Genomic DNA, 24,223 nt, shown 5'->3' with positions numbered 1-24,223 from the left:
TCACCCCGGATTCATGTTAAGAGATTCCTAAATATTTGTGACACATTTCCTTATCCTCTTTTAATTCATGCATAAAACCGTTATGAACAATTCTTCCGTTATCCATAATATAAAAATAATCCCCAATTTGACTAGCCATCATAAAGTTTTGTTCAACGAGTAAAACTGTTGTTTTCTCCTTCATTTTCAAAATGGCTATCATTAATTTTTCTATCATAATAGGGGACAAGCCTTTACTCGGCTCATCAATAAGTAATAAACCATCACTATTAATAAATGCTCTTGAAATTGCTAGCATTTGCTTTTGTCCTCCGCTTAAGAGTCCGCTTTTTTTATGCCAAAACTGCTTTAAATCTGGAAATAGTTCAAGCATCCACTCGATTTTCTCTTTCGCTTCTTCTCCCTTCCCCCTAGCCAGAGCGAATGTTTCTTCTACCGTCAGGTCGTGAAAAATACCTTGATTTTCTGGTACATACCCTATTCCTTTCCTTGAAATTAAGTGTGTAGATAATCCATTTACTTGTGTACTATCATAATAAATTTCACCATGTGCGATATGGTGAAATCCCATAACCGAACGTAATGTCGTAGTCTTCCCTGCCCCATTTCTTCCAAACAGTACAGTAATCGTTCCTTTCTCAACAGCAAGAGATACCCCTTGTAAAATATGAAACTGATCTAAATACGTCTCTATATTATTTACTTGTAATAGTGCCACTATATAATCCCCCTAAATAAGCACTTTGTACACGCTCATCTTTCATAATCTCTTCGGGCAAACCTTCAGCCAATAGCTCTCCATGGAATAAAACGATAAGATGGTCTGACAAACCTAGTACCATATCCATTTTGTGTTCAATAAGTACAATCGTACTCTCTGGATGTTTTTTAATATTTTCAATCACTTGTAAAATAGCCGGTACCTCCTCAACTGATATACCTGCCGTCGGCTCATCAAGTAGTAACACATCCGTTTTTAAAGCTAATAACATTGCAAGCTCTAACTTTCGTTTTTCTCCATGCGCTAAATCTTTCGCTAATACATGTTCTTTCTCCTGAAGTAATACTGTTTTTAAGAAACGTCTCGCCTCTCCAACTTGTTGCTTAAATTTTGCTGAACTCGGAAAAAAACTATAGTAATCTTGCACGAATGATTGAACACTTAAACGAACATTTTCAAGTACCGTTAACTCTGGGAATATATTTGTAAGTTGAAAAGAACGACCAATCCCTAATCGAGTTCGATCTGAAATTGATAATTTTGTAATCTCTTTTCCCTTAAAATATACTTCACCCTTTGTTGGAGAAATTTGTCCACTAAGTAAATTAAATAACGTTGTCTTTCCTGCACCGTTTGGTCCAATAATGGAAATAAGCTTTCCTTTTTGTACTGTTACATTCACATCCTTAATAACATGATGTTCACCAAAAGATACGCTAAGATTTTTCGTTTCAAGCAAATGTGTCACGAAATCCCTCCCTTTAAAGCTTTAAGTATGAAAGAAATACGTATAAAGAGGGTATCCCCTCTTTATACAAAAACAACAGAAAATTCAGTCTATTTATTTTGAATTGGTGGTTCTGTCTCTTTCATCGTTAATTCTCGCTCTAGTACTGGCACCGGATAGTCAACACCATCTTGCTTTTTCAATGTGATAGAATAAAGTGTCTGCATCGCTTGGTGATCCTTTTCTCTAAACTTCATCTTTCCTTTCGGTGTATCAAATTCCATTCCTTCCATTTTCTTAATCAACATATCTACATCTGTATCCCCTTTTGATTTCTTTAAAGCTTCTACAATAGAAATTGCCGCTGACATTCCACCTGCTGTAAATAAATCTGGCACCGCACCATTAAATCGTTTTTTATGTTCTTCCACTAACCAATCATTCACCTTATTTTTCGGGAGTGTATGATAATAAACAGAAAAACCTTGCATTCCTACTAACGCATCCATCGTTTTTAATGCCGGTATATCTGGTGCACCGGTAGAAATTTTAATACCTTGCGCTTCCACATTCATATCTTTCAACTGTTTCCAAGGTGAATTCGCACCTGCCCAAACGATAAATAAATAATCTGGTTTTGAGCTAATGATATTTTGAATATTTGCAGTGAAGTCAGTCGAATTTGTATCAGCATATTGCTCGTTTACAATATTCGCACCTAATTTCTTCGCTCCAGCTTTAAATGCTGCAATTCCTTCACGGCCAAATGCATTATCTGGGGCAAACGTCGCAATCTTTACATCTTTTTTGGCGATTGCGGCTGCTCCTGCAATCGCATCTTGCGAAGAATTTCTTCCTGTTCTAAAAACATACTTATTCCAATTCTTTCCGGTAATACTATCAGCAACTGCCGGTTCTACAACCATTATTTTTTCATATTCTTCAGCTAGTGGTAAAACTGCTAATGTATCACTTGAACTAGAAGATCCGACTAAAAAATCGACTTTCTCTTCTTCTAATAACTTCGTAGCTTTTTTAACCGCTACCTCTGCTTTCGTTTCCGTATCTTCTACAACAAACTTAATCTTCTTCCCTTCCACTTTCCCAGTTCCACCCGTTGCATAGTCTAACCCTAATTCAAATCCGTTCACCGTTTGTTTTCCATACGATTCTAATGGACCTGTTAATGAAGCAAGAACCCCTACCTTAATCGTCTTTTCATCCTCTGTACTTGTTTTCTTTCCTGAACAAGCTGCCGTTATTAATAACGAACTTAAAACACAACCAGTAGCCATCATTCTTAGCCATTTACGTTTTTTCATCGACATTGTGATCCTCCCCATACTTTACTTTCTGATAGAGTCAAACACGCCAAAGTCCCCTGTCCGTAATCATGACTAACTATAAGATAGGTAATGGAAAACTCTTGTGGTATCCTCTACATTCGGCACAAATCTATAATCACCTTCCTATTTAATGGAAACGGACATACAATCAATATATATTCTGCTTCCCAGTTGAAAATACTGTTTCGTTACAGTATTAATCACGAAAAAAGCTACAATAATTAACTTAAGTTCTTAAGTCAATTATTGCAGCCTATCTAAAAAACACTTAATTATTTTCTACTTTCTCTAACCCTTCAGCTAATTGTTTCTTATCTAGCCCTTCTCCTATTACTACCAAGTTCGTCGGGAAACCGAAATCTTGTTCCAGTAAAGTTGGTACCCCAAATGAATATTGGAATAAGTGCGGGTATTTATCTCCATGGAATTTCACAAATCCTTTTACACGATAAATACTATCTGGTAAATTCGAAAGCCATTCGTATAATTTATCTTGATCAATCGATTTCGTAAATTGATATGTCATCGTTTGTATATGTAAATGCTGTTTTACATGTAGTGTCTCATGTTCCCTATCATTCGTAAATTCAGCTTCTTCTATGTCTTCTAAAGATATATTACAATATTTTGTTTCAAACAATTTCGCATGATTATTTATTGCTTTCACTTCTTCAATTACTTTGTTCTTATCCGCATCTGTTAGTAAATCTGATTTATTAATTAAAATGTGGCTACCAAACTTCAGTTGCTCATGCAATAATTGCTGAACGTTTGCACTTAATACTCTTCGATTTAACCACCTTACTGCATCTAAAACGACGACAATTGATTTCACTTCTAGGAAAGGTGCTAAAATTGGTGATACACACGCATCTAACACTTCAATTGGATGTGCAACACCTGTCGTTTCTATATAAATGACATCTGGTCTCTCTTGCTGATATAACGAATGTAATTGTATTTCAAGCTCTTCTTTTAGCGTACAACAAATACATCCTTTCAGAAGCTCTCTTAAAACATTCTCTTTTCCAATAATGTCTGTATCTACCGAGTATTCACCAATTTCATTCATTAATACTGCAACTTTTCTATTCTTCTTTTTCTCCGCTAACAATAAATTTTGTAATAATGTTGATTTTCCACTACCTAAAAAGCCACCTAATATATGAATTTCTACTTTTTTCATTTGATCGACCATCCATTTCTTTATTTCAAACGTATTCAAAGCGTAATAATTACGATTTATATTAATCATTTTATTAAAAGAATAGTGATTTGTAAATATATCTTCACTGTTCGTTTACTTCATAAGCAACTCGAATTCCAGACTCTATTGCTCCTTGCATCCATCCATGTGTTAATGTCGTATGCTCTCCTGCAAAGTGTACTTTGCCAGCTGGCGGCGTAATATACGGAAATAACTCTAACTCTTGACCTGGTTCGAAAGCCGTAAATGCGCCGCAAGAATACGGATTTTGGCTCCAGCTAAAAGATGTTCCAGTAACAAACTCACTATAGACGATGTCACCGTATATTTCCGCTAAATTTTTTAATGCGTAACGTATACGATCTCTTTGCGGGAGACTATCCCACGTTAACGCCTCATCTGCCCACGTATAACTCGCTAAAACGATAGCCGCCCCTGGTGTATGAATGCCATAACTCGGATAATATGTAAATCGTATAGGTAAATCTGTAATAGATTTACCGCCACACTGTCTCGCTTTCTCCCAAAATCTACTTTTAAACTCTATCGCAATTTTAGTCGAAGCTATATAGTTTAATTCACGAATTGCCCGTCTTTTAAAATAAGAGAATAAATGATATGGCTGAACTTCTACAAATCGTAACGCTGAAAATGGAATTGTGATAATAGCAATGTCGCCTGTTACCATAAATGGATGTAACGTTTGTTCATTTGTTACTTGCATCATCACTTTACTATCTTCCTGTATAATTTTTTCTACTTTATACGACATAAAAATATTTTCTTTTAACTCGGGTAAAAATGAATTTGGTAATGTATCCATTCCGCCCGTTATTTCATAATATTTTGTCGTTGAAGTAAAAAAGATCATTTCACGTAATACTTCAATTAAAGACATTCCCATATATGCTTCCATATCTAGAAGTACCCCAATCATATCTATTGCTCCATCTGAATAATACTCACTTAAAAATGATCCGAGCGAATATGTTTTATACTTTGTTTCAACGATGATCCAGTTTTTATTAGAATCTTTTTTTATAAAATTAAGTATTGGTTCTAGCACTACTAACATTAATTCTTCTGCCGTTTTCCCTTTTTCATTCTCTAAAATTGGATATCCAAGTATACTTGGATTTTTTTCAAATACGCTCAATCTCGTTTTAATATTATTCGTATAAATAATATCTGAAGCGGTTTTATTTATAAAAAGATTTAATGGTAATTTAAATTTACGAATGTAAGCTAAAGTTAACTCGTGTGTTTCAGGAATTCGCATTGGCCCGGCATTAAAATATAAGCCTCTGCTAAACGGTTCACGGATCGTATATATTCTTCCGCCTATTCGGTTATTCGCTTCTAAAATTGTTATGCTATGCCCTGATTCTTTCAATAACGATGCTGCAACTAATCCTGAAATTCCTGCACCAGCAATAATAATTTGCTTTGGATTCTTCGTTTTTACAAGCCCCACATTAATAATATGGAGCATTCTTTCCATCGTTAATGGCTGCATCATGCCCTTTTCCCCTTCGATAAAGGATTTTATTGCATTATATTCGGTTCACTTACTTCCTATGTTTCGTGCAAGAAATTGCACGGATACATTTTCAAATACTTGAATATCTTTTATAAAATGTAATAAACTAGATATGAATCTATAGAAGTAAGACGTATTATCTTACATAATAAAATCAATGAAATTGCGAGGAATTTTAAAATGAAAAAAGGGATTAACCGTGTAGTATTAGTAGGAACAGGAGCAGTTGGATGTAGTTATGCTTACTGTATGATTAACCAAGCTGTAGCTGAAGAATTTGTTTTAGTTGATGTAAACGAGGCAAAAGCTGAAGGAGAAGCAATGGATTTAAGTCATGCTGTTCCATTCGCTCCAGCTCCAACTAGAGTATGGAAAGGTAGCTACGAAGATTGTAAAGATGCTGATCTTGTAGTCATTACGGCTGGATTACCACAAAAACCAGGCGAAACACGTTTAGATTTAGTTGAGAAAAACGCGAAAATCTTTAAACAAATCGTTCGTAGTATTATGGATAGCGGATTTGATGGTATCTTCTTAATCGCAACTAATCCTGTCGATATTTTAACTTACGTAACTTGGAAAGAATCTGGTTTACCAAAAGAACGCGTAATCGGTTCTGGTACAACTCTTGATTCTGCTCGTTTCCGCTATATGTTAGGTGAGTATTTCGATATTGGTCCACACAACATTCATGCTTATATTATCGGTGAACATGGTGATACGGAACTTCCTGTTTGGAGTCACGTATCAGTCGGTATTCAAAAATTACAAACGCTTCTTGATAAAGACAACACATACACGCAAGAAGATTTAGACAAAATCTTCATAAACGTTCGTGATGCAGCTTACCATATTATTGAGCGAAAAGGTGCAACTTACTATGGTATTGGTATGTCACTTCTACGTGTTACAAAGGCGATTTTAAACGACGAAAATAGCGTATTAACAGTATCAGCTTACTTAGAAGGCCAATACGGTCAAAAAGATGTTTATATCGGCGTACCTGCTGTTTTAAATCGCGGCGGTGTTCGTGAAATTCTAGAAGTGGAATTAAGTGAAGAAGAAGAATTAAAATTCGATCACTCTGTTCAAGTATTAAAAGAAACAATGGCTCCAGTTCTTTAATCGTGTATGCCAAAAAGCAATCCAATTTATTTTGGATTGCTTTTTTGATTATTCCTTGAAAACATCAGTTATTTTCTATCATTTCCTATTTTTTAAACTGTTCCTCATTGTTTACATCAAGTACATCTAATAAGAAAATGAAGATTGGTATACCGATAATAAGCCCCCATATTCCAAGGAAATGTTCTGAGAAAATGAGAATCATAAATGTATAAAAGATTGGCAAATTCGTTTTCGCAGACATAAACTTCGGATTTAAAAAATAACTTTCAAGAGCATGGATTACTGTAATGAACACAAGTATGTATACAACGTACATTACCCCGCCTACGTTATAAGCAATAATACAAAGTGGAAACAAAGAAATGATTACACCGGCAACAGGAATCAAACCGAGTAGAAAGACCATGACGGCCAATACAAGAAGCTGCGGAAATCCTAAAATCACAAGTGCAATTACAGTGAGTACACAATTGACAACCGCAATTAAAAACTGTGCTTCAATTACTTTACCGAACGATCTTGCAAACCTTTCACCAAAATAAGTAATCTCCTCATAAAAAACCTTCAGATTACTATCTTTAAATTTCGAAGTAAATGATATTATGCGTTCTTTTTCTAACAAGAAAAATAAACTTAAAATAAGAGAGAGTAGTATTTGCAAACTGACTTTTCCTATATTTGCAATTGATTGATATATGACATCTACACCTTGTTCTATATATTTTGATACTTCCATCCCATTAATAGTTGACAGTGCATATTTAATGATCTCATTATCAGGTGGATTTTGAAAAAACAACCTAAACTGATAAATCAATTGGGAAATTTGTATCGTTAGCACAGGTAAATATTTATATAATGTTGTGCCGATAAACGTAACTAATATTATATACAAACATGCGATAACAATTTTCCGATTCACTTTCAATTTCTTTGAAATAAAACGTTGAAACCGATCCATTAAAAATGTCAGTATGAACGTAATTAATATTAAATTAATCATACTTTTTAATCCATATAATACAAGCGCTACTATTATTAAAACGAGAAACCGTTGGAACCCTCTACTTCGAAAGAAATTTTTCACTTCATTCATTAAGATTTAACCTCCCCCTTCAATGGATGGAAATTGAATATATTACATTTTATGAACTTCTATAGACAATCTTTCTTACTAATTGAGAAGAATCCTTTTTTTCTTTTTATATTGTTAGATTCTTTTCATATTAGCCTACCAACATATTTCAGTGGAGCTCTATTTTTCGTTTACCCTTTTACAGTTTTGGTGATCTTCTATTTTTAGACTGTTGCTCATACGCATATCCCATATTGAAGAGTTCCTTTTCACCAAATTGCTTCCCGACAAACACTGCACCTACTGGCTCTCCATTGTTATCATATCCTGCTGGCACCGCTAATTCTGGATAGCCAGCTACAGCTGATAGAAGAACTTCTTCGTTGTTAATCATAACTAAAGCATCCAAACCTTTTTCTACTAAATATCTATCTAGCTCTTTTCTTGCATTTTCTTGACTCGATCGCACTATTTTTTCAAACTCATCTTTCGTTATAGCAGATTTTTCAGATCCCTCAATTAATGTTTGTCCGTATTTTATTCGTCTATTACTATCCTTTTTATTAAACGCTATAATCTCTTCTAGCGATTTTACCGGTACATTTTTTTGCTGTGCAAGATAATCGTTAACATTATGTTTGAACTCATATTCTAATGTTTGCAGATTATCTACTCCCCCATCGTTTAACTGAATATCATCAGTCAATATCGCACCTGCATCTTGAAGGTCTTTTCTAATCTTTTCTGCTACTTTTTTTCTATTCTCATCTTGTCGATCTATTGAAAAAAGAACTCCTACTTTTTTCCCTTTCAATCCGTCTATTGATAAGTCCTTCGTATAATCAATTCTTTCTTTATCTTTCATTTTTTCTGTCATAGCATCTTTTTCATCATTACTTACCATTATATTAAATAACGTTGCCGCATCCCTCACCGTTCTTGCCATCGGTCCCGCTATATCAAGTGTTTCAGCTAACGGAATAATGCCCGATCTACTCACCATACCTAGTGATGGACGCAATCCAACTACTGATTGCTGCGTCGCGGGTGCTACAATTGACCCAGTCGTTTCCGTCCCAATTGCAAGTGGTGCAAAATCTGCCGCAACTACTGTAGCAGATCCAGAACTTGATCCCGATGTATCAAACGTAATCGGACCGTATGGATTCAAATTTTGCCCTTTTTTCCCGCTATATCCGCTAGGCATTGTAAAGGATAAATAATTTGCCCACTCAGACATATTCGCTTTCCCTAAAACAAACGCACCTTCTTCTTTCAACTTCTTCACGATTGTCGCATCTTCATCTGCAATCCAATCTTTTAACACATACGTGCCCGCACTTGTCGGCATCACCTTTTCTGTTTGTACATTATCTTTTACGATAACCGGCATGCCGTATAAGTTCGACTTCTTATTTGAAGACCTTTCTTTATCTAACTTTCGCGCTTCTTCCATTGCATTTGGATTAATCTCTGTAACAGCATTTAATGATATTCCATTTTGGTCATGTTCTTGTATTCTAAAAAGATAAATACTCGTTAATTCTTCATATGATAATTTTCCATCATCAATCATTTTTTGAAGCTCGTTCACAGTCGCATTTACAACCTCTTTTTCTTTTATCTTCACATTATCTATGTTAATCCCTTTCAACTGATTATGTATCGGTTTTAACACTCTATCTTTATCATATACGATACGCTCAGGTTCCTTTGGAAAATAATTTTTATACACGTAATATCCTCCGGCACATGTTAATAGGACGATCCCCCCAGCAATTGACAGCGTTATCTTTATCCACTTTTTCATGCTGTTTCCTCCGCTCTAAAAGTTGCTCAATTGTATTGAAAAAGAGAGTTATCCTTATAACCCTCTCTTATTAAAATGCTAAATGAAAAAATGAAAAATTTCAATTTAATTCATTCTTTTTTTCATTTGCTTCGCTAATAATTCCTTCACTTGATTATACGTTAACCCTGAATCCTTATTTAAACGTTTTACCTCCTCAACATCAGTACCTACCACTGTATATTTTTTCTCATCATTCATTTTGCCACTTCCCTTTCTACTGCATTATTTCTAATATTTTTCCCCTAAACTCTTATAAATTAATACAAATAAGGAAACTGTACGAAATTCAATAGCCAAAAGGGATTCAGTTACATAGGAGGAAAAGATAAAAAAATGTCGAATTTATATACTGGTTGTATTTAAGGACTTGGAGGTTACATTTTGAAAACATATGAGTTTAAACATAACATTCCAACATTAGAAGAGTACAAATACTTATGTGATTCTGTTGGTTGGTCTAATTATATGAATTTTGAAGTGGCGGAAACTTCACTGAAGCATTCTATTCACTGCATCACAGTCAAAGATAATGAACAAATTATCGGCATGGGGAGAATTGTCGGTGATGGATCTATCTATTTCTATATTCAAGATATAGTAGTTCATCCAGAGTATCAGAAACATGGTATCGGGAAAGAAATCATGCATCGTTTAGTTGCATACTTACATGAGAATGCCCCTGATAAGGCGTTTGTCGGTTTGTTTGCATCACAAGATAAAGAATCATTCTATGAAAAATTTGATTTTAAGGATTACTCACCAAACATGACGGGGATGTTTACTGTCATTTCAAAATAATAAACATAATAGATTTTTAATTGTAAGGAAAGACTTCGATTCATATGAAGGAAATCGTTCTTGCAGTAAGAGTTTAACATTGCATACGAAAGGAGAGTACATATATGGCTAATATGTACTCTCCTTTTATTTAACTTTTTACATATTAAATTTCTTAATAAAATTTCACTACATCTTCAGTAGGTAAGAAAGTTCTTTCTCCTGGTTGTTCATTTGGCTCACCAAATGGCATTTGTCCTACTAAGCTCCACTCTGCTGGAATGTTCCAAGTTTCTTTCACTTCAGCATCTACGATTGGATTGTAGTGTTGTAATGATGCACCAATTCCTTCAGCCGATAATAACATCCATACAGTATGTTGTAACATTGCATTTCCTTGATGAGACCAAAATGGGAACTGATCTTTATATAATGGTGCATTTTCTTGCATTTTTTCTACTGTTGCTTGATCTTCAAAGAATAACACAGTCCCAACACCTGTATGGAAACCTTTTAATCTTTCTACAGTCGCTTCAAAGTTTTCTGCTGGTACTCGGGCTCTTAGTGTTTCTTTAACAATATCCCAAAACCTTTCATGTTCTCCATCCATTAATACAACCATACGACCACTTTGCATATTGAAAGATGTTGGTGCGTGTAAAGCTGTTTTTAAAACTTCTTCAATTCTTTCTTTCGTAATTGCATCGTTTTTTGTTACTTTACGAATAGAACGACGGTTCACGATTGCTTCTTTTAAATTTGTTGTAGTTGCTGACATTTTAATTCCTCCAAATATTTGTTTTATAATTTATTTTGTTATTTCATAACAAGCGAATTAGCAATATCCATCTGTATTACATTGCATACCTTCAAATGAATTTGTTTTATCCTTTTCAATTTCTTTATCGATGACTCTTTGTAGCGTTTCTTTACTAGCAAGCCCTTGAATGACTTCATCTCCAATCATGACAGTTGGAACAGCCATAATATTTGCTTCATCATATGCATGCTGAATTGCTTCTTGATGCTTTTCTTTATATTTACGAGTTACTAAAGCATCTTTAAATTCAGCTTCAGGAAGACCTACTTCTACCGCTAATTTTGTTAAAACATCAATATCTTCAATGTTTTGCTCTTCTTGGAAAAATGCTGCGAATACGCGGTGATGATACTCATTTCCTAGTCCACGTTCTTTCGCAAATTGACATCCTTCGAAAGCTAAATGTGTATATGGATGCGGTGAAACACGCGGCAAACGCATATCGATTCCTAACTTCTTCGCAGTTGGAAGAATAAAAGCATCCCATGAGCCTAATTTTTCTGGCTCATTCCATGGATCTATTTTTGAATATGGACTTGGACGTAATTCAAATGGCATCCATTCAATTTCTACATCTTTCTCTTTCGCTACTTCATCTAATGGACCTTTTGCTAAAAAACAAAATGGACATATAAAATCTGAGTATACTTTCATTTTTACAGTCATACTTTTACACCTTACCTTTATAGTTGTAATCAAATCAGTTACATTGATAATAAAAAAATATAAATATGATTTAAGCATTCATTTTTTCTTGCAAAGTTTCAAATAAATGCCCCATCGTAATATTTCTCAAAATTTCTTCCATCGCGGATTGCGCTTGTATTAATATAACTTCTAACACTGCTTGAATATTTGCTCCAATTGGACAATCTGGATTTGGTTGCTCGTGCATATGAAATAGTTTGTCTTCTTCGACTACATTTACTGCATGATATACATCTAACAATGTGATTTCATGTAAATCCTTTAATAATCCCGCACCACCTGGACCGCGATTTACATATACAAAACCAGCTTGTTTCAAGTACGACATCATTTTACGAATGACTACTGGATTTGTGTTTACACTTTCAGCTATATAGTCTGAAGTACAAAGTGAAGATGCATTGTTTTTCAAAATAGATAAAATATGAACAGCTATAGAAAAGCGGCTACTAATTTTCATTGTGATCACCACCTTGATGTAATCATTATAGTTACAACAAAAAGATAAGTCAATCCTTTTCATAGATTTTTTATAAGCAAATTAAAAAGTGTCCCATTATGATATATGAGACACCTCTTTTTATTCTGTAAATAGCGCTTGAAATTCTTCAATAAATAGCTGCACAGCGATTGAGGAATCCTTTAATGAAGGAACAGCTAAAGCAATTTCTCTCCATACTTGTGGTTCCAATTCTCTCGTTTGCACATTCTGTGGTAAATTCGTTAAAGATAATTGAGCTAATATTGCAATACCTAACCCTTCTTGAATCATATTTAAAGCTGTAGTAACGGTCGATATTACATACTCAGCCCGAAGTGGTACGTTTGCTTGTTTAAACATATCAATAATGGGTGGTTCGTATCCACCCTTACATAATATGATCGGTTCATTCTCTAAATCACTAATTGCAATAGAGTCCTTCTTACAAAGAGGATGATCATCTCTTAAGATAGCAACCATTTTCCCCTTCGTTAATGGGACAATCTCCATCTCTTTATTAGGCAAAATAACAATTCCTATATCAATAACCCTCGATACTAACCAATCTTCAACTTCTTTAATCGTTCCTTCACAAAGAACGACTTCTAAGCTCGGATACTTCTCCTTAAAAAGGTTTATCATTTTGGGTAAGAAATGTGCAGAGGCACTCGGAAAACTCCCAATTCGAATCGTCCCAACTTCGTATCCTTTCTCCATCGCAACTTCTTGTTCAATCTTCTCTACACCGTTCAAAATCTCTCTAATATGCACAAGAATTCTGTTTCCTACATCCGTAACGATTAGCCCTTTTCGTTTATCACGTATAAGAATCGTAACTCCTAACTCTGACTCAATACTTGAAATCGCATGACTTACAGCTGGCTGCGTCATATTTAACACCCGAGCAGCCTTCGTAAAACTACCTAACTCAACAGTTTTTATTAATACTTGCAGTTGTGTAATGGTCATAACTAATCACTTATACTCCTTATAAAAAAGATTCATTTTATTTATTACAGTCGATATCATATCATAGTGAAATGAATAACAACAAGGAGGTCTTACCATGACACAGCTTTCTCGAACTAAGACGGCCATAATCCTTACCTTTCTCGTTTTCATGTGGGGAATCAATTGGCCTTTATCTAAGTTTGCCCTGCATTATACACCACCCGTTTTATTTGCAGGCGTTCGAACTTTAATTGGAGGATTCATTTTACTCCTTTTCGCATTACCGAAATACAAAGAGTTACACTTAAAAGAAACTTGGCATTTATACGTTATTTCTTCTTTACTTAACATCATTATATTTTACGGATTACAAACTGTAGGCCTTCAATATATGCCCGCTGGGTTATTTTCAGCCATTGTATTTCTACAACCTGTTTTACTGGGCATTTTCTCATGGATTTGGCTTGAAGAATCTATGTACGGCTTAAAAATTTTTGGGCTTGTTCTTGGATTTATTGGCGTAGGTGTCATTAGCTCTAGTAGTTTAACTGGACATATTTCTATTATTGGAATCCTTCTCGCGATAGGATGCGCTATTGGCTGGGCACTTGGCACAGTATTTATTAAGAAGACTGGGCACCGCGTTAATTCCATTTGGATGGTAACACTTCAGCTTATTATTGGCGGGCTTTGCTTAATTGGATTTGGTTCAGAGTTTGAAAGCTGGTCTAGTATCGCTTGGAGTATACCATTTGTTAGTGTACTACTCTTTATTTCATTCTTTGTTATTGCAATGGGATGGCTTGCATACTTTACTCTTGTTGGAGCTGGTGAAGCAAGTAAAGTTGGGGCTTATACATTTCTTATTCCATTAATCGCTATTATTGTAAGTTCAATTTTCTTACATGAGGCCATTACTATTAGCTTATTCATCGGACTATTATTTATTGTGGTGAGTATTTGTTTCGTAAATATAAAGCCAAAAACACTTGCTGTAAGGCAGCAAGTTGAAGTGAAATAAAAATGAAAAAGAGCCTGCTGTTTGTAGGCTCTTTTTCACCCTTTTACTTACCTTTTACGGCGTACTACAAAAACACACGCACCTGCCGACGATACAATCGCCAAAATAGATAAGACAATCGCTATTACTTGCATATTACTAGTACCTTCATTCTGTTCTACACTAGACACTTCACCATGTTCTCCTGTTAATGACGTACCTTTTGCAATTGTAGTAAGTGAATGTGGTTTTTCAGCTTTTTCATCGCCTGTCCATTCAACAATTTCTCCGTCTTGATATTGTTGATATGCATCCCAAGCTATTTTTTGTTCTTTATCCGGATTTTTAGCGACGAAAGTAAATCGCTGGAACTGGCCAGGTAAAATCCCTTCTCCTGTTGCTTCCCATACTACAGTTTTCACTTTTCCAGCATTATCTTTTTGCTCTTCCACTTTCCATCCTGGTACTGGTTCATACTGTTGGAATTCCACTCCAGACGGTATTTTCAATGTAACTTTTGTCGTTGCTACATTCTTTTCAACTGGTACTTTTATCGTGTAAGTCTCCCAAGAATTAACGTCCGAAGCTTCTGGTTTCACAGTGACGTGCGCACTAACAGGTAACGAAAAAATTCCCATTGCAATAATTGTTGCGATCATTGTTGTGCCAATTTTTTTTATACGTTTCATTTTCTATTAACTCCTTTTTATTTATACCTTCTCTTTATCTGCCGCCTACTATAAATTTATAATCCGCATCAAAGCTATCAAGAGATTTTGTTAATCCGTGCACTTGTATATTCCAGTTTCCTGTCATGTTAATATACATACCTTCCGCTTCATATTCTCCTGGTGAAACGGCCGAAACTTTAAATGAACCTTTTCCCATGTTCATATCCAATGATTGCGTAGTTAAAATAATTTGCTCCATATCGGTAACAGGTTGTCCGTTCTCATCCTTTAAAGTAATATGGAATGTATTTTGTCCTACTTTATTAGGACTTACATGTAAAGTAAGTTCATACCCATTATCTAATTGCTTACTCTCTGTAAAAGGTCCAGTAGGAGGCATCGGTGGTGTTTGTACGTTTGTCATAAAAGCTACGATGACAAAGATGATAATTCCTATGATAAACTCTACTTTCACCGTAGCGCCTAATCCTTGCTCCGCTCTCATTTTCCCTTTCACATAGTGAACAATTCCCAATATCCCCATGAAAATGAATAAAAGTATCTTCGCTAATAAAGCTAAACCATACTTCGTATCAAATAACGAATGAATTGTTGGTATAAAGAATGTACTGTTAAAAAGACCTGTTATTAAAATCACGATGACAGCACCTGTTGCCCACGATGAAAAACGCTTAATCATATCCCAATACATATGCCACTTGTCTTCCTCTTTACGTAAAAGAAGAATAATGGATGATAGACCTCCAACCCATAACGAAGCTGCGAATAAATGTAGAAAGTCCATAACGACCGCAATCTCTTTAAACTTTAAACCAAATGCATGACTATTAAAGGCTTTCATAACAAGTATCCCGATAAACAATAGTATTGGAATGCTCCATACTTTAAACGACGACAGCTTCTCACACTTCATCGCAAAATAAGTAACAATTATAAGCGAACTAATAAGAACCATTTGAGTAATCCATACATATCCAAAAACAGAAAGCTGTAATGTTTCTTTTAATAGTAATGGATCGAATGCTTCTAACCATGAAACATCAGCATTTATTTTCGCTTGCAATGGCAGATTGAATAATAAGCTAATCAATATACCCAATAATGAGATCCATATTATGTTCTTACTCCTTGATCGAACCGAGATTGCATTCCCTTTATACATAATAAGATTAAAGAATAGCACTCCTATAAATAGTGAGAAACTTGTATATAAAACTCCACGTTCCATAATCATATCTATTTTCGGGACATACCCCATCTCTTCTACTTGTATATCGTCTGCTCCCGCTTCTGCTGACCCAATTCGGAACGGAATCACTCCTTGAATGGGATGCCCATCAGCAGAAATCACTTTCCACTGAATAGAGTAGAGTCCGTTTTTTAAATTTTCTTTTAACCCTACTTCTAATAATTTTTTATTTTCTTTATCAATATGAACATCTTTTAAATCTACTCTTGTACCTGAGGTATCTCTTACAAACAATGTATTAAAATGCGAAACTTGTATATCCTCATCAAATTCAATTTTCACTGCAGATGGTGCTTTCTTCACCGTTTCATTTTCAGTAGGGTTTGATTTCACAATGTACGCATGAGCAGATGCGCTTTTCGGCATCGATATAATAAGCATACATACAATTAATAACCCTGCCCCTAACCTTCTCATTACTTTCACACTCATTTCACTTCTTTCTTCCTCATCGCTCTATTTTCATTACATCTACTTACCAAGTCGATTACTTGAATAAATATTAACCTGATTAAATATAAACTTCTATACAGTAAAACTCTTTATTTCTCTTTTACCTCTAAACTTCTAATATAATAGTAACTACCTTCACAGATACAACTTACATTTTTAAAGTCGATTGTTATTATATCATAAAATATATTTATGTAAGTTCCTAAAGAAGAAAGGTTATCGTGAATTATTTGTGAAGAAAGTGTGAAATACATAAATAAAAAAGGCATTACGTTATTACGTAATACCCTTCTTCAATCATAAAATTTCTTTACTTCTCTTCTGGATAATCACAATACTCAATGATTGTTCCCTCTGTATCCGCTGGGTTAAGATATATTAATCTTCTACCGTGCTTATTAATCCGAAGTGTGTGCTCTAATGTCCGAATACCTTGTTCTTTTAAATCTTCTAGAGCCACATCTAAATCATCGACACGATACGCAACGTGATGAACACCTTTACCTTTTTGTTTAATAAAACGGGCAATTGGAGATGTCTTATTATTCGTCGGTGCAAGTAATTCAATTCTATCTCCATCCACTTCAAGAATGGCTACTTCGCTTTCCACACCAGGAGCTTCACTTACGTAACGATCTATTAAAGTTCCTAGTAACACATTTTCATAAAAACGTATCGTACTATCTATATCTCGAACTGCGATGCCGATATGATCAATTGTTTTTTTCATTTTATTTCCCCTACTACTTTATTTTTTCTATCCTTATCAATAGTAACAAAAAAAGTTATAGAAACAAGTTCTATAACTTTTTTATTTAACCTATTTTCTTATTCGCACTAGCTGGTTGAACTTGATTTTTTGCTTTTAAAACGCTAATGCCATATCCGATAAATCCACCGATAATCGCTGGGAAAATCCATCCTAATCCTACTTCTTGCATCGGAAGGAATTTAGTGAACACTCGGCTTACTACTTCAATGTTAACTCCAGCTGCACTTAATCCATCGAATAAGCTGATGATAAATGTTATGATTAAGCTCACTTGATAAACTTCAGCTCTTCCTTTGAATAATGAATGGAAGAATGTTAAGAAAATCAATACGATTGCTAGTGGATAAATTGCTGTTAGTACTGGAACAGAAACTGCGATTAATTGTGTTAATCCTACGTTTGCAACAATTGCACTAAATACACATAGCGTGATGGCAATCGCTTTGTAAGGAACCTTTGGGAATAACTTATGGAAGAATGAAGAACATGCTGATACAAGTCCCACACTAGTTGTTAAACACGCTACTGTAATCATTAATCCTAATAATACTCCGCCATATGATCCAAAATAATAGTTAGAAACTTTCGCTAATACTTCTCCACCATTCTCTAAATGTCCAAGCTTTGCAACACTTGAAGCACCCATATAAGAAAGAGCTGTATAGATAATTGCTAAAATAGATGCTGCAATGATTGTCGCTTTTGCACAAACGACCATAATTTGCGTTTTCGTTTTCGCACCTTTTTCTTTAATTGCATTAATGATGATGATTCCGAATACGAATGATGCAAGCGTGTCCATCGTTAAGTATCCTTCTTGGAACCCTTTAAAGAATGCGTGTGATGTATAAGCTTCAACTGGTGCTTGCATTTCTCCAATCGGGTGAATAAAAGCAACGATTACTAAAATACCGATGAATGTTAATTTAATTGGCGTTAAGATTTTTCCAACAATATCGACAATTTTCGCGGGATTTAGCGAAAAAAAACAAGTGATGCTAAAGAATACAATTGTGAAAAGAATTAAAGGTGTAGAACCTAATCCCTCTGGCATAAACGGCTTAAGACCAATTTCATAAGATACATTTCCTGTTCTCGGTATTGCAAATAACGGACCGATCGCTAAGTATAAAACTGTTGTAAACACAATCCCGAACACTGGGTGAGCACGACTTGCTAATGACTGTAAATCATCTTTACCTGAAAAACCAAATGCTAGTACACCTAGTAATGGTAATCCAACACCAGTTACTAAAAATCCAGCGTTAGCAATCCACACATTCTCTCCTGCCGATTGACCAAGCATTGCCGGGAATATTAAATTTCCTGCTCCAAAAAATAGTGCAAATAACATTAATCCAATAACTACTATGAACGAAAACGGTACTTTATTCGCCATAATATAACCCCCATTCAAATTTCCTTATCTCATTTTCCATTTTTAACTAATTGAATTTTCTGAATATTCAATTCGAGTATCAACTATTCTTGAACTCATTATAGTTTGATATATAATATTTTGCAATACTATTTTCAAACTTTTCATTTATTTTATAAATATACATTTTTTAACATAGAAAACAGACTAAAAAACCAACATGGTCATCCATGTTGGTTTTTCCATTTACTATCATAAATTAAAATTTTGCAGCTACTTTTTTAACGTTTTCTAATCCTTCTTCAACAATTTGTTGTGAACGATCTGGATATTGATTGTGTCCTTCAATTACAACTGTCTCTGGATTTGTAATTCCCCAGAATCCAAGTACAGTTGTTACGTAATTAACTGCCATTTCCATAGGAGCCATTTGCTCTGAAGAGTAATCTGAACCACGAGCACCTAATACAACTACTTTCTTACCACCAGCTAAACCTTCTGGACCATTCGCTGTATATTTAAACGTTTTTCCAGCTTGAGATAAGTATGAAATATATGTGATTAATGGTGCTGGTACTGTGAAGTTCCAAAGTGGGAACGCAAATACAACTTTATCAGCTTCTAAAAACTGATTTAAATATTGATCTACTGTTGCTACAGCCTTCTCTTCTTCTGCTGTTAATTCCATTCCTTGACTACGTTTGTATCCACCTGAAATAGCGATGTTTCCGTAGTATGGAAGATCTAATGCAAATAAATCTAACTCTGTAATTTCTGTATTTGGGTTCGCTTCTTTATAAGTACTTACAAATGTTTCATACATTTTTGAACTAATTGCTTGCTCCGCTGGACGATCGTTTGCTTTTACAAATAATACTTTTGACATTGTTTTATTCCCCTCTACTTTTGTATTTTCTTCTTTTTTACCAAATAACGAGCTAAATAATCCCATTTTCTTCACCTAGACTTTCTTATCATATTCATTATTCATCATCATAAAAATTCTTATTCTAATAAAAAGTTCCAATAGATACCTTTAGTAAAGACACATAAAACTTTTTGTTATTTAATTACCTTATGTAAGTGATTGTAATACACCTACTTACTTTAGTCAAGTAACTTTAAATAAAAAATAATATCTCAAATTAAAAATAATATCCCCAATACAATTAAAACACCCATTATAACTTTATTATTTGTATAATGGATTTAGAGAGGGCAATTCATATTTAGAAAGGATTTACTCATGAGCACTATAGAAAAGATTCAAACTTTTATTATTCTTTTTGCTGTTACATGCGGCATCGTACTCGGACAATTTAATTTGATACATATGTACTCAGAGCACTTTATTGTCCCCTTCTTATTTTTCATGCTGTATGGATTATTCCTCAGCATCCCATTGAAAGAAATAAAAAATGGATTCCGTAATTTAAAATTTGCTGGAACGAGTCTTACTATTAATTTTTTATGGACACCTTTACTCGCTTGGGGATTAGGTGCACTATTTCTTTCAGATCATCCAGCACTTTGGGTTGGATTTATTATGTTAATGGTTACTCCATGTACAGACTGGTACTTAATCTTTACTGAAATAGCGAAAGGAAATGTAGCACTTTCTACTGCAATTTTGCCTGTAAATTTAATTTTGCAAGTACTACTCCTTCCCATTTATTTATTTTTATTTGCTGGTGTCATGAAGACTGTAGCGGTTTCTGTTTTAGTAGAAAGTATTGTTATCGTAATCGTCTTACCATTTGTACTTGCACACGCTACAAAATTCATTATGTATAAAATGAAACAAGCTGAAACACTCGAGAATAAACTCATTCCGTTTTTCAACTCTGCGCAAATTGTATTTTTAAGTTTAGCGATAGTAGCGATGTTTGCATCACAAGGTAAATATTTACTAAAAAATATGAATGTCGTTTTACTATTACTCATTCCTGTTCTATTGTTCTTCATCATTAATTTCGTACTCGGACAATTTATCGGACGCATTATGCGTTTATCTTATAAAGATACAGTAAGTCTAAATTTAACGACGTTAGCAAGAAACTCGCCTGTTGCACTCGCTATTGCTGTAACAGCTTTTCCAGACGAGCCTCTTATCGCACTTGCACTCGTTATTGGACCGTTGATTGAACTGCCAGTACTTGCTTGTGTGTCACAAATGTTATTACTTATTAAGAAGAAACAGCAACATACATAATAAAAAACGTCCTGCTATAGGACGTTTTTTATTATTGAAAAATCTCATACAACACTTATTTCTTATTTATCGTTACAAATGAAATAACCGAAACTAGAAACGTAATAATACCAATTATAATAAATACAATAGAAGCTGAAATTGACTCTAAGAAATATCCTGTTATTGCAATTCCAACTGGAGTAGATACTAATAATAACGAACTTAAAAAACCGAAAAATCTTCCTTGCACTTCATTTGGAATTAACTTTCTATACAACACTCCAAAATATACATTACTTACCCCAAATGCAATTCCTGATAGAAAATAATAAACAGAAAATAACACCGGATTTACTGTCGTACCCATTGCAGCATTAAAAATTCCCATAATAGCGGTAAATATAAAAGCAGTCGTAATCGTTTTATATGTACGAATCTTTTTCGTAATAAATGCTCCTATTAAAATCCCTATCGGTGATGCTGCAAAAACTATACTATACCACTGCATAGAAAGATCCATCTCTCTAACAACGATTACTTGCAGTGATAGCATACACGCCGCTCCAAGCAAATTAATGATTGCAGCGCTCATAAGCAACATTTTCAATGATTGATTACTTTTTAAAAGTGAGAACCCCTCTTTAAAGTCTTCATAAAAAGGCTTTTTCTTTTCTACTTTTAATTCACGTGGAAATTTGATTTTCATTAAAATTAAAAATGATATAAAAAATGTAATTGCATCTAACATAAATACTCCATGAAAATTAAAAATACTAATTAAAAAGCTAGCCATTAAAGGAATGGCTACCGATATGATTTGTATTGAGATTTGTCTCAGCGTGATCGCCTGTTGAACATGCTTTTCTTCCACATATGTTACTAATGCTGCATTTGAAGCTGGAGTAAATAAAGCACTCCCAATTGAACGTATAATAAGTAACAGTAGTAACGGAATGTACAACATTTTATTATAAAATGCTATTACCGCAACATAAATCATAACGATACATCTCATAACATCTGCAATTATCATAAGCTTCCTTCTCGACATTCGATCTGCTAACGTCCCTGTTACAGGTGCAAACAAAATCGCCGCCATTGCAATTGCAACGTTTATCCCAGAAACAAGTAATGGAGAGTTCGTCAATTTCATTACCCATAACGGTAAAACGAGCGTAACCATAGAATTACCTATTAAAGAAATGCAACTTGCTAAGAAAAAATACGAAAAAACTTTATTGCTCCAAATACTACTAGTGCTATTCTCTTCTAAACCCCCAACTTGATTATTCACAATGCCCTCCGGTTTCTCTTTCTATATTCTCTTTAATGCTTTCTCTTCTGTATCACCACCTTTTAAATTCTCTATTTAAATGACAAAAAACCTTCTTCAAAATAAGAAGAAGGTTTACTTATAACCACATTCTCATCTATTAGGACTTTTAGATCCTACAGGATTTAGCACCTTTATATAACATTAGGTTGCTGAGGTTTCAAAGGGCCAGTCCCTCCACCTCTCTTAATAAGAAGTTTTTATTGAATTATCTAAATTTATTATATATTACATCAAAATAATTTCAATATGTTTTTCTATACAGTTAAAAGAGGATGACATCCATCATCCTCTTTTAACAAATTTATCATTACATTAACAAAGCCTTCCTAATTAAAAATTATCGGAAACGTAAATATAACGAAAGCTGTCCAAAGTCCGTAGATTGGTAAATACTTCGTAACGGCATTTTGGATAGCTGTTGGTCCTGATTTGTTTTGCAAGAAACGCATATAAGAAAACATAATCCAAATTAGATTTGCCCAGATCAGTATGTTTACCCCTAACACAGCAAGTCTATTAGGTGTAATCCCGTAAGAAGAAAGTCTGAATATGATGGCTGACAAAGCCACAGTGTCAATAATAAGCGCCAGAACAATTAAGGAAAAATTTATATAATCTGAAATGTTCTTTTTCTCATCTGAGTCACTCTCAACAATAGAAAATATAGTAACAGCCAATACACCAAGGAGTATTCCGTTGAAGACCATTAAGAAATTGCGGTCCAAGAACGGATTTTTTCCGACCCATATAACTGTTATAAGATAGATCAACAATGTGATCAGGACAAGAGGACTAAAAATTTTAGATATGTATGGTGTAATATTTTTAGCAAGTTTAAGATTCATTGATACTAAATATGCAGCCACAATAGCGAGAGCAGCAGCACCAAATAACACAACATTACTAAAATAGAATTCTCCTATATCCAAGTCAACGAAGCTAAATAACTTCATGGTGAATACTGCTAATACCATTCCGCTCACTGCCATACTCGCGTAGAGAAGACAATATTCTAAATTAAATTTAATATAAGCTAATCTTGTACTACCTTTTGAATATTCATTTCCTGTAAACGCAATCCCTACTAAAACCCATAACATTATAGGAAAATGTAAATAAGCAAGGATACTGCTGTCTTTATAATTTAATGGCAACATATTAAGATACAATCCGGAAATTAGTAACAACGCCGCAAGGAAATAAATAATACTTTTTTTCGGAGTATTATTGTAAATAAAATAAGCAACAATAAAAGGAATTACACCAAAAGCTAGGTTAATGGGAGCAATTGCTTCCTGCTCGACAAAGTGGAAAATGATTCTGGTGCTTAGTCCAGCTAGAATAGCTAACATACCCATGAATAAGAAACCTTTTTGAAACAGCGATATTTTTTCTTTATTTGCCGTCTCCTTGAAATGCAATCTTTCGTACCAAGCAGCTAGTACCTGAGAATCAGGTTTTTCATCCCATGCTTGTGAGAATGACTTTTTAAAAACTTTCGGGTCTTTTCTATACATTCTCTCCAACTCATGAGGGTTATCCATATTTTCAATAATCAAATTGTTAATGTCCATATTTATACCTCCTCTAATTAAAAAAACAACATTTTTATCTTTTCCATAAAAAGCACCACACTTATTTATTCTGTTTTTGATTTTAATATAAAATTTATCGTTTTACAATAAAATTTTATTATTTAAGATGATTTTTTTATTGCATATTTTCAAATACATCAGTATAAGCTACTCTCAATTTCTCTTAATTACTTTTTTCCTTTTATATAAAAGAAATGATAAAGATAATATAAACGTCCTAT

General features: G+C 34.1%; 23 protein-coding genes and 1 riboswitch. Of the genes, 4 read left to right on the top strand and 19 right to left on the bottom strand.

The window, feature by feature from the left end; all coding sequences use genetic code 11:
- Positions 1-16: 16 nt before the first annotated feature.
- The 5 genes from DN394_RS22880 to DN394_RS22860 form a co-directional block, all read right to left on the bottom strand.
- A complete protein-coding gene (locus DN394_RS22880) occupies positions 17-718 on the bottom strand; it encodes a branched-chain amino acid ABC transporter ATP-binding protein (RefSeq protein ID WP_060490021.1) in 702 nt (233 codons plus the stop codon).
- A complete protein-coding gene (locus DN394_RS22875) occupies positions 696-1,469 on the bottom strand; it encodes an ABC transporter ATP-binding protein (protein WP_149294267.1) in 774 nt (257 codons plus the stop codon). The genes DN394_RS22880 and DN394_RS22875 overlap by 23 nt, the downstream gene beginning before the upstream one ends.
- A gap of 89 nt (positions 1,470-1,558) precedes the next feature.
- Positions 1,559-2,776: a substrate-binding domain-containing protein gene (locus tag DN394_RS22870; protein ID WP_149294266.1), complete on the bottom strand. Its 1,218-nt coding sequence runs from the start codon at positions 2,774-2,776 to the stop codon at positions 1,559-1,561.
- 286 nt (positions 2,777-3,062) lie between these two features.
- Entirely contained in the window at positions 3,063-3,980 is a 918-nt protein-coding gene (locus DN394_RS22865; RefSeq protein WP_179953662.1) for a CobW family GTP-binding protein, read from the bottom strand.
- Between the two features lie 103 nt (positions 3,981-4,083).
- Positions 4,084-5,520, bottom strand: a complete 1,437-nt coding sequence (locus DN394_RS22860) for a flavin monoamine oxidase family protein (RefSeq protein ID WP_149294265.1) — start codon at positions 5,518-5,520, stop codon at positions 4,084-4,086.
- A gap of 201 nt (positions 5,521-5,721) precedes the next feature.
- Here DN394_RS22860 and DN394_RS22855 point away from each other — a divergent pair, with 201 nt between their 5' ends.
- Positions 5,722-6,666, top strand: coding sequence for an L-lactate dehydrogenase (locus tag DN394_RS22855; RefSeq protein ID WP_000715320.1), 945 nt, complete (start codon positions 5,722-5,724; stop codon positions 6,664-6,666).
- Between the two features lie 85 nt (positions 6,667-6,751).
- Here the strand turns inward: DN394_RS22855 and DN394_RS22850 are convergent, their stop codons facing one another.
- The 3 genes from DN394_RS22850 to DN394_RS29535 all read right to left on the bottom strand — a co-directional run bounded on the left by DN394_RS22850 (position 6,752) and on the right by DN394_RS29535 (position 9,794).
- Positions 6,752-7,765 (bottom strand): AI-2E family transporter, encoded by a 1,014-nt coding sequence (locus tag DN394_RS22850; protein ID WP_046959138.1) that lies wholly within the window; start codon positions 7,763-7,765, stop codon positions 6,752-6,754.
- A gap of 178 nt (positions 7,766-7,943) precedes the next feature.
- Positions 7,944-9,554: an amidase family protein gene (locus DN394_RS22845; protein WP_149294264.1), complete on the bottom strand. Its 1,611-nt coding sequence runs from the start codon at positions 9,552-9,554 to the stop codon at positions 7,944-7,946.
- Positions 9,555-9,659: 105 nt separating this feature from the next.
- The gene (locus tag DN394_RS29535; protein ID WP_000997339.1) at positions 9,660-9,794 is read right to left on the bottom strand and encodes a hypothetical protein; all 135 of its coding nucleotides are present in this window, start codon (positions 9,792-9,794) and stop codon (positions 9,660-9,662) included.
- Between the two features lie 183 nt (positions 9,795-9,977).
- On the opposite strand from DN394_RS29535, the gene DN394_RS22840 reads away from it, so the two are divergent.
- Entirely contained in the window at positions 9,978-10,394 is a 417-nt protein-coding gene (locus DN394_RS22840) for a GNAT family N-acetyltransferase (RefSeq protein ID WP_046959136.1), read from the top strand.
- A 154-nt stretch (positions 10,395-10,548) separates the two neighbouring features.
- Here DN394_RS22840 and DN394_RS22835 read toward each other — a convergent pair whose 3' ends face one another.
- The 4 genes from DN394_RS22835 to DN394_RS22820 form a co-directional block, all read right to left on the bottom strand.
- The gene (locus DN394_RS22835; protein WP_098084229.1) at positions 10,549-11,151 is read right to left on the bottom strand and encodes a nitroreductase family protein; all 603 of its coding nucleotides are present in this window, start codon (positions 11,149-11,151) and stop codon (positions 10,549-10,551) included.
- Positions 11,152-11,208: 57 nt separating this feature from the next.
- On the bottom strand, positions 11,209-11,859 hold the full coding sequence (locus DN394_RS22830; protein WP_046959135.1) for a DsbA family oxidoreductase: 651 nt from the start codon (positions 11,857-11,859) through the stop codon (positions 11,209-11,211).
- A 70-nt stretch (positions 11,860-11,929) separates the two neighbouring features.
- Complete coding sequence (locus DN394_RS22825) at positions 11,930-12,361, bottom strand: Rrf2 family transcriptional regulator (RefSeq protein ID WP_098084234.1); 432 nt, start codon at positions 12,359-12,361, stop codon at positions 11,930-11,932.
- Positions 12,362-12,481: 120 nt separating this feature from the next.
- Entirely contained in the window at positions 12,482-13,351 is an 870-nt protein-coding gene (locus DN394_RS22820; RefSeq protein WP_149294263.1) for a LysR family transcriptional regulator, read from the bottom strand.
- Between the two features lie 97 nt (positions 13,352-13,448).
- On the opposite strand from DN394_RS22820, the gene DN394_RS22815 reads away from it, so the two are divergent.
- Positions 13,449-14,354 (top strand): DMT family transporter, encoded by a 906-nt coding sequence (locus tag DN394_RS22815; protein WP_000192802.1) that lies wholly within the window; start codon positions 13,449-13,451, stop codon positions 14,352-14,354.
- Between the two features lie 47 nt (positions 14,355-14,401).
- Here the strand turns inward: DN394_RS22815 and DN394_RS22810 are convergent, their stop codons facing one another.
- The 5 genes from DN394_RS22810 to DN394_RS22785 form a co-directional block, all read right to left on the bottom strand.
- Positions 14,402-15,022, bottom strand: coding sequence for a YcnI family copper-binding membrane protein (locus tag DN394_RS22810; protein WP_097916046.1), 621 nt, complete (start codon positions 15,020-15,022; stop codon positions 14,402-14,404).
- A 34-nt stretch (positions 15,023-15,056) separates the two neighbouring features.
- Complete coding sequence (locus DN394_RS22805; RefSeq protein WP_097916044.1) at positions 15,057-16,706, bottom strand: copper resistance CopC/CopD family protein; 1,650 nt, start codon at positions 16,704-16,706, stop codon at positions 15,057-15,059.
- Between the two features lie 331 nt (positions 16,707-17,037).
- The gene (locus tag DN394_RS22795) at positions 17,038-17,457 is read right to left on the bottom strand and encodes a VOC family protein (protein ID WP_000750847.1); all 420 of its coding nucleotides are present in this window, start codon (positions 17,455-17,457) and stop codon (positions 17,038-17,040) included.
- An 85-nt stretch (positions 17,458-17,542) separates the two neighbouring features.
- On the bottom strand, positions 17,543-18,898 hold the full coding sequence (brnQ, locus tag DN394_RS22790; RefSeq protein ID WP_141474930.1) for a branched-chain amino acid transport system II carrier protein: 1,356 nt from the start codon (positions 18,896-18,898) through the stop codon (positions 17,543-17,545).
- Between the two features lie 238 nt (positions 18,899-19,136).
- Positions 19,137-19,829, bottom strand: a complete 693-nt coding sequence (locus DN394_RS22785) for an FMN-dependent NADH-azoreductase (protein ID WP_046955038.1) — start codon at positions 19,827-19,829, stop codon at positions 19,137-19,139.
- 294 nt (positions 19,830-20,123) lie between these two features.
- On the opposite strand from DN394_RS22785, the gene DN394_RS22780 reads away from it, so the two are divergent.
- Positions 20,124-21,089, top strand: a complete 966-nt coding sequence (locus DN394_RS22780) for an arsenic resistance protein (protein WP_097993894.1) — start codon at positions 20,124-20,126, stop codon at positions 21,087-21,089.
- A 55-nt stretch (positions 21,090-21,144) separates the two neighbouring features.
- On the opposite strand, the gene DN394_RS22775 is transcribed toward DN394_RS22780, so the two are convergent.
- Both DN394_RS22775 and DN394_RS22770 read right to left on the bottom strand, forming a co-directional pair.
- Positions 21,145-22,365 carry an MFS transporter gene (locus tag DN394_RS22775; RefSeq protein WP_149294262.1) on the bottom strand — a complete coding sequence of 407 codons (1,221 nt, stop codon included), beginning with the start codon at positions 22,363-22,365 and terminating at the stop codon, positions 21,145-21,147.
- Between the two features lie 129 nt (positions 22,366-22,494).
- A riboswitch (SAM riboswitch) is annotated at positions 22,495-22,600 on the bottom strand.
- Between the two features lie 133 nt (positions 22,601-22,733).
- A complete protein-coding gene (locus DN394_RS22770) occupies positions 22,734-23,981 on the bottom strand; it encodes a DUF4153 domain-containing protein (RefSeq protein WP_149294261.1) in 1,248 nt (415 codons plus the stop codon).
- Positions 23,982-24,223: the final 242 nt, after the last annotated feature.

Source organism: Bacillus sp. BB081 (assembly GCF_008368895.1).
GTDB lineage: Bacteria > Bacillota > Bacilli > Bacillales > Bacillaceae_G > Bacillus_A > Bacillus_A wiedmannii.
The sequence above is the reverse complement of the archived record's forward strand: the minus strand, read 5'-3'. Positions and strand labels throughout refer to the sequence as shown.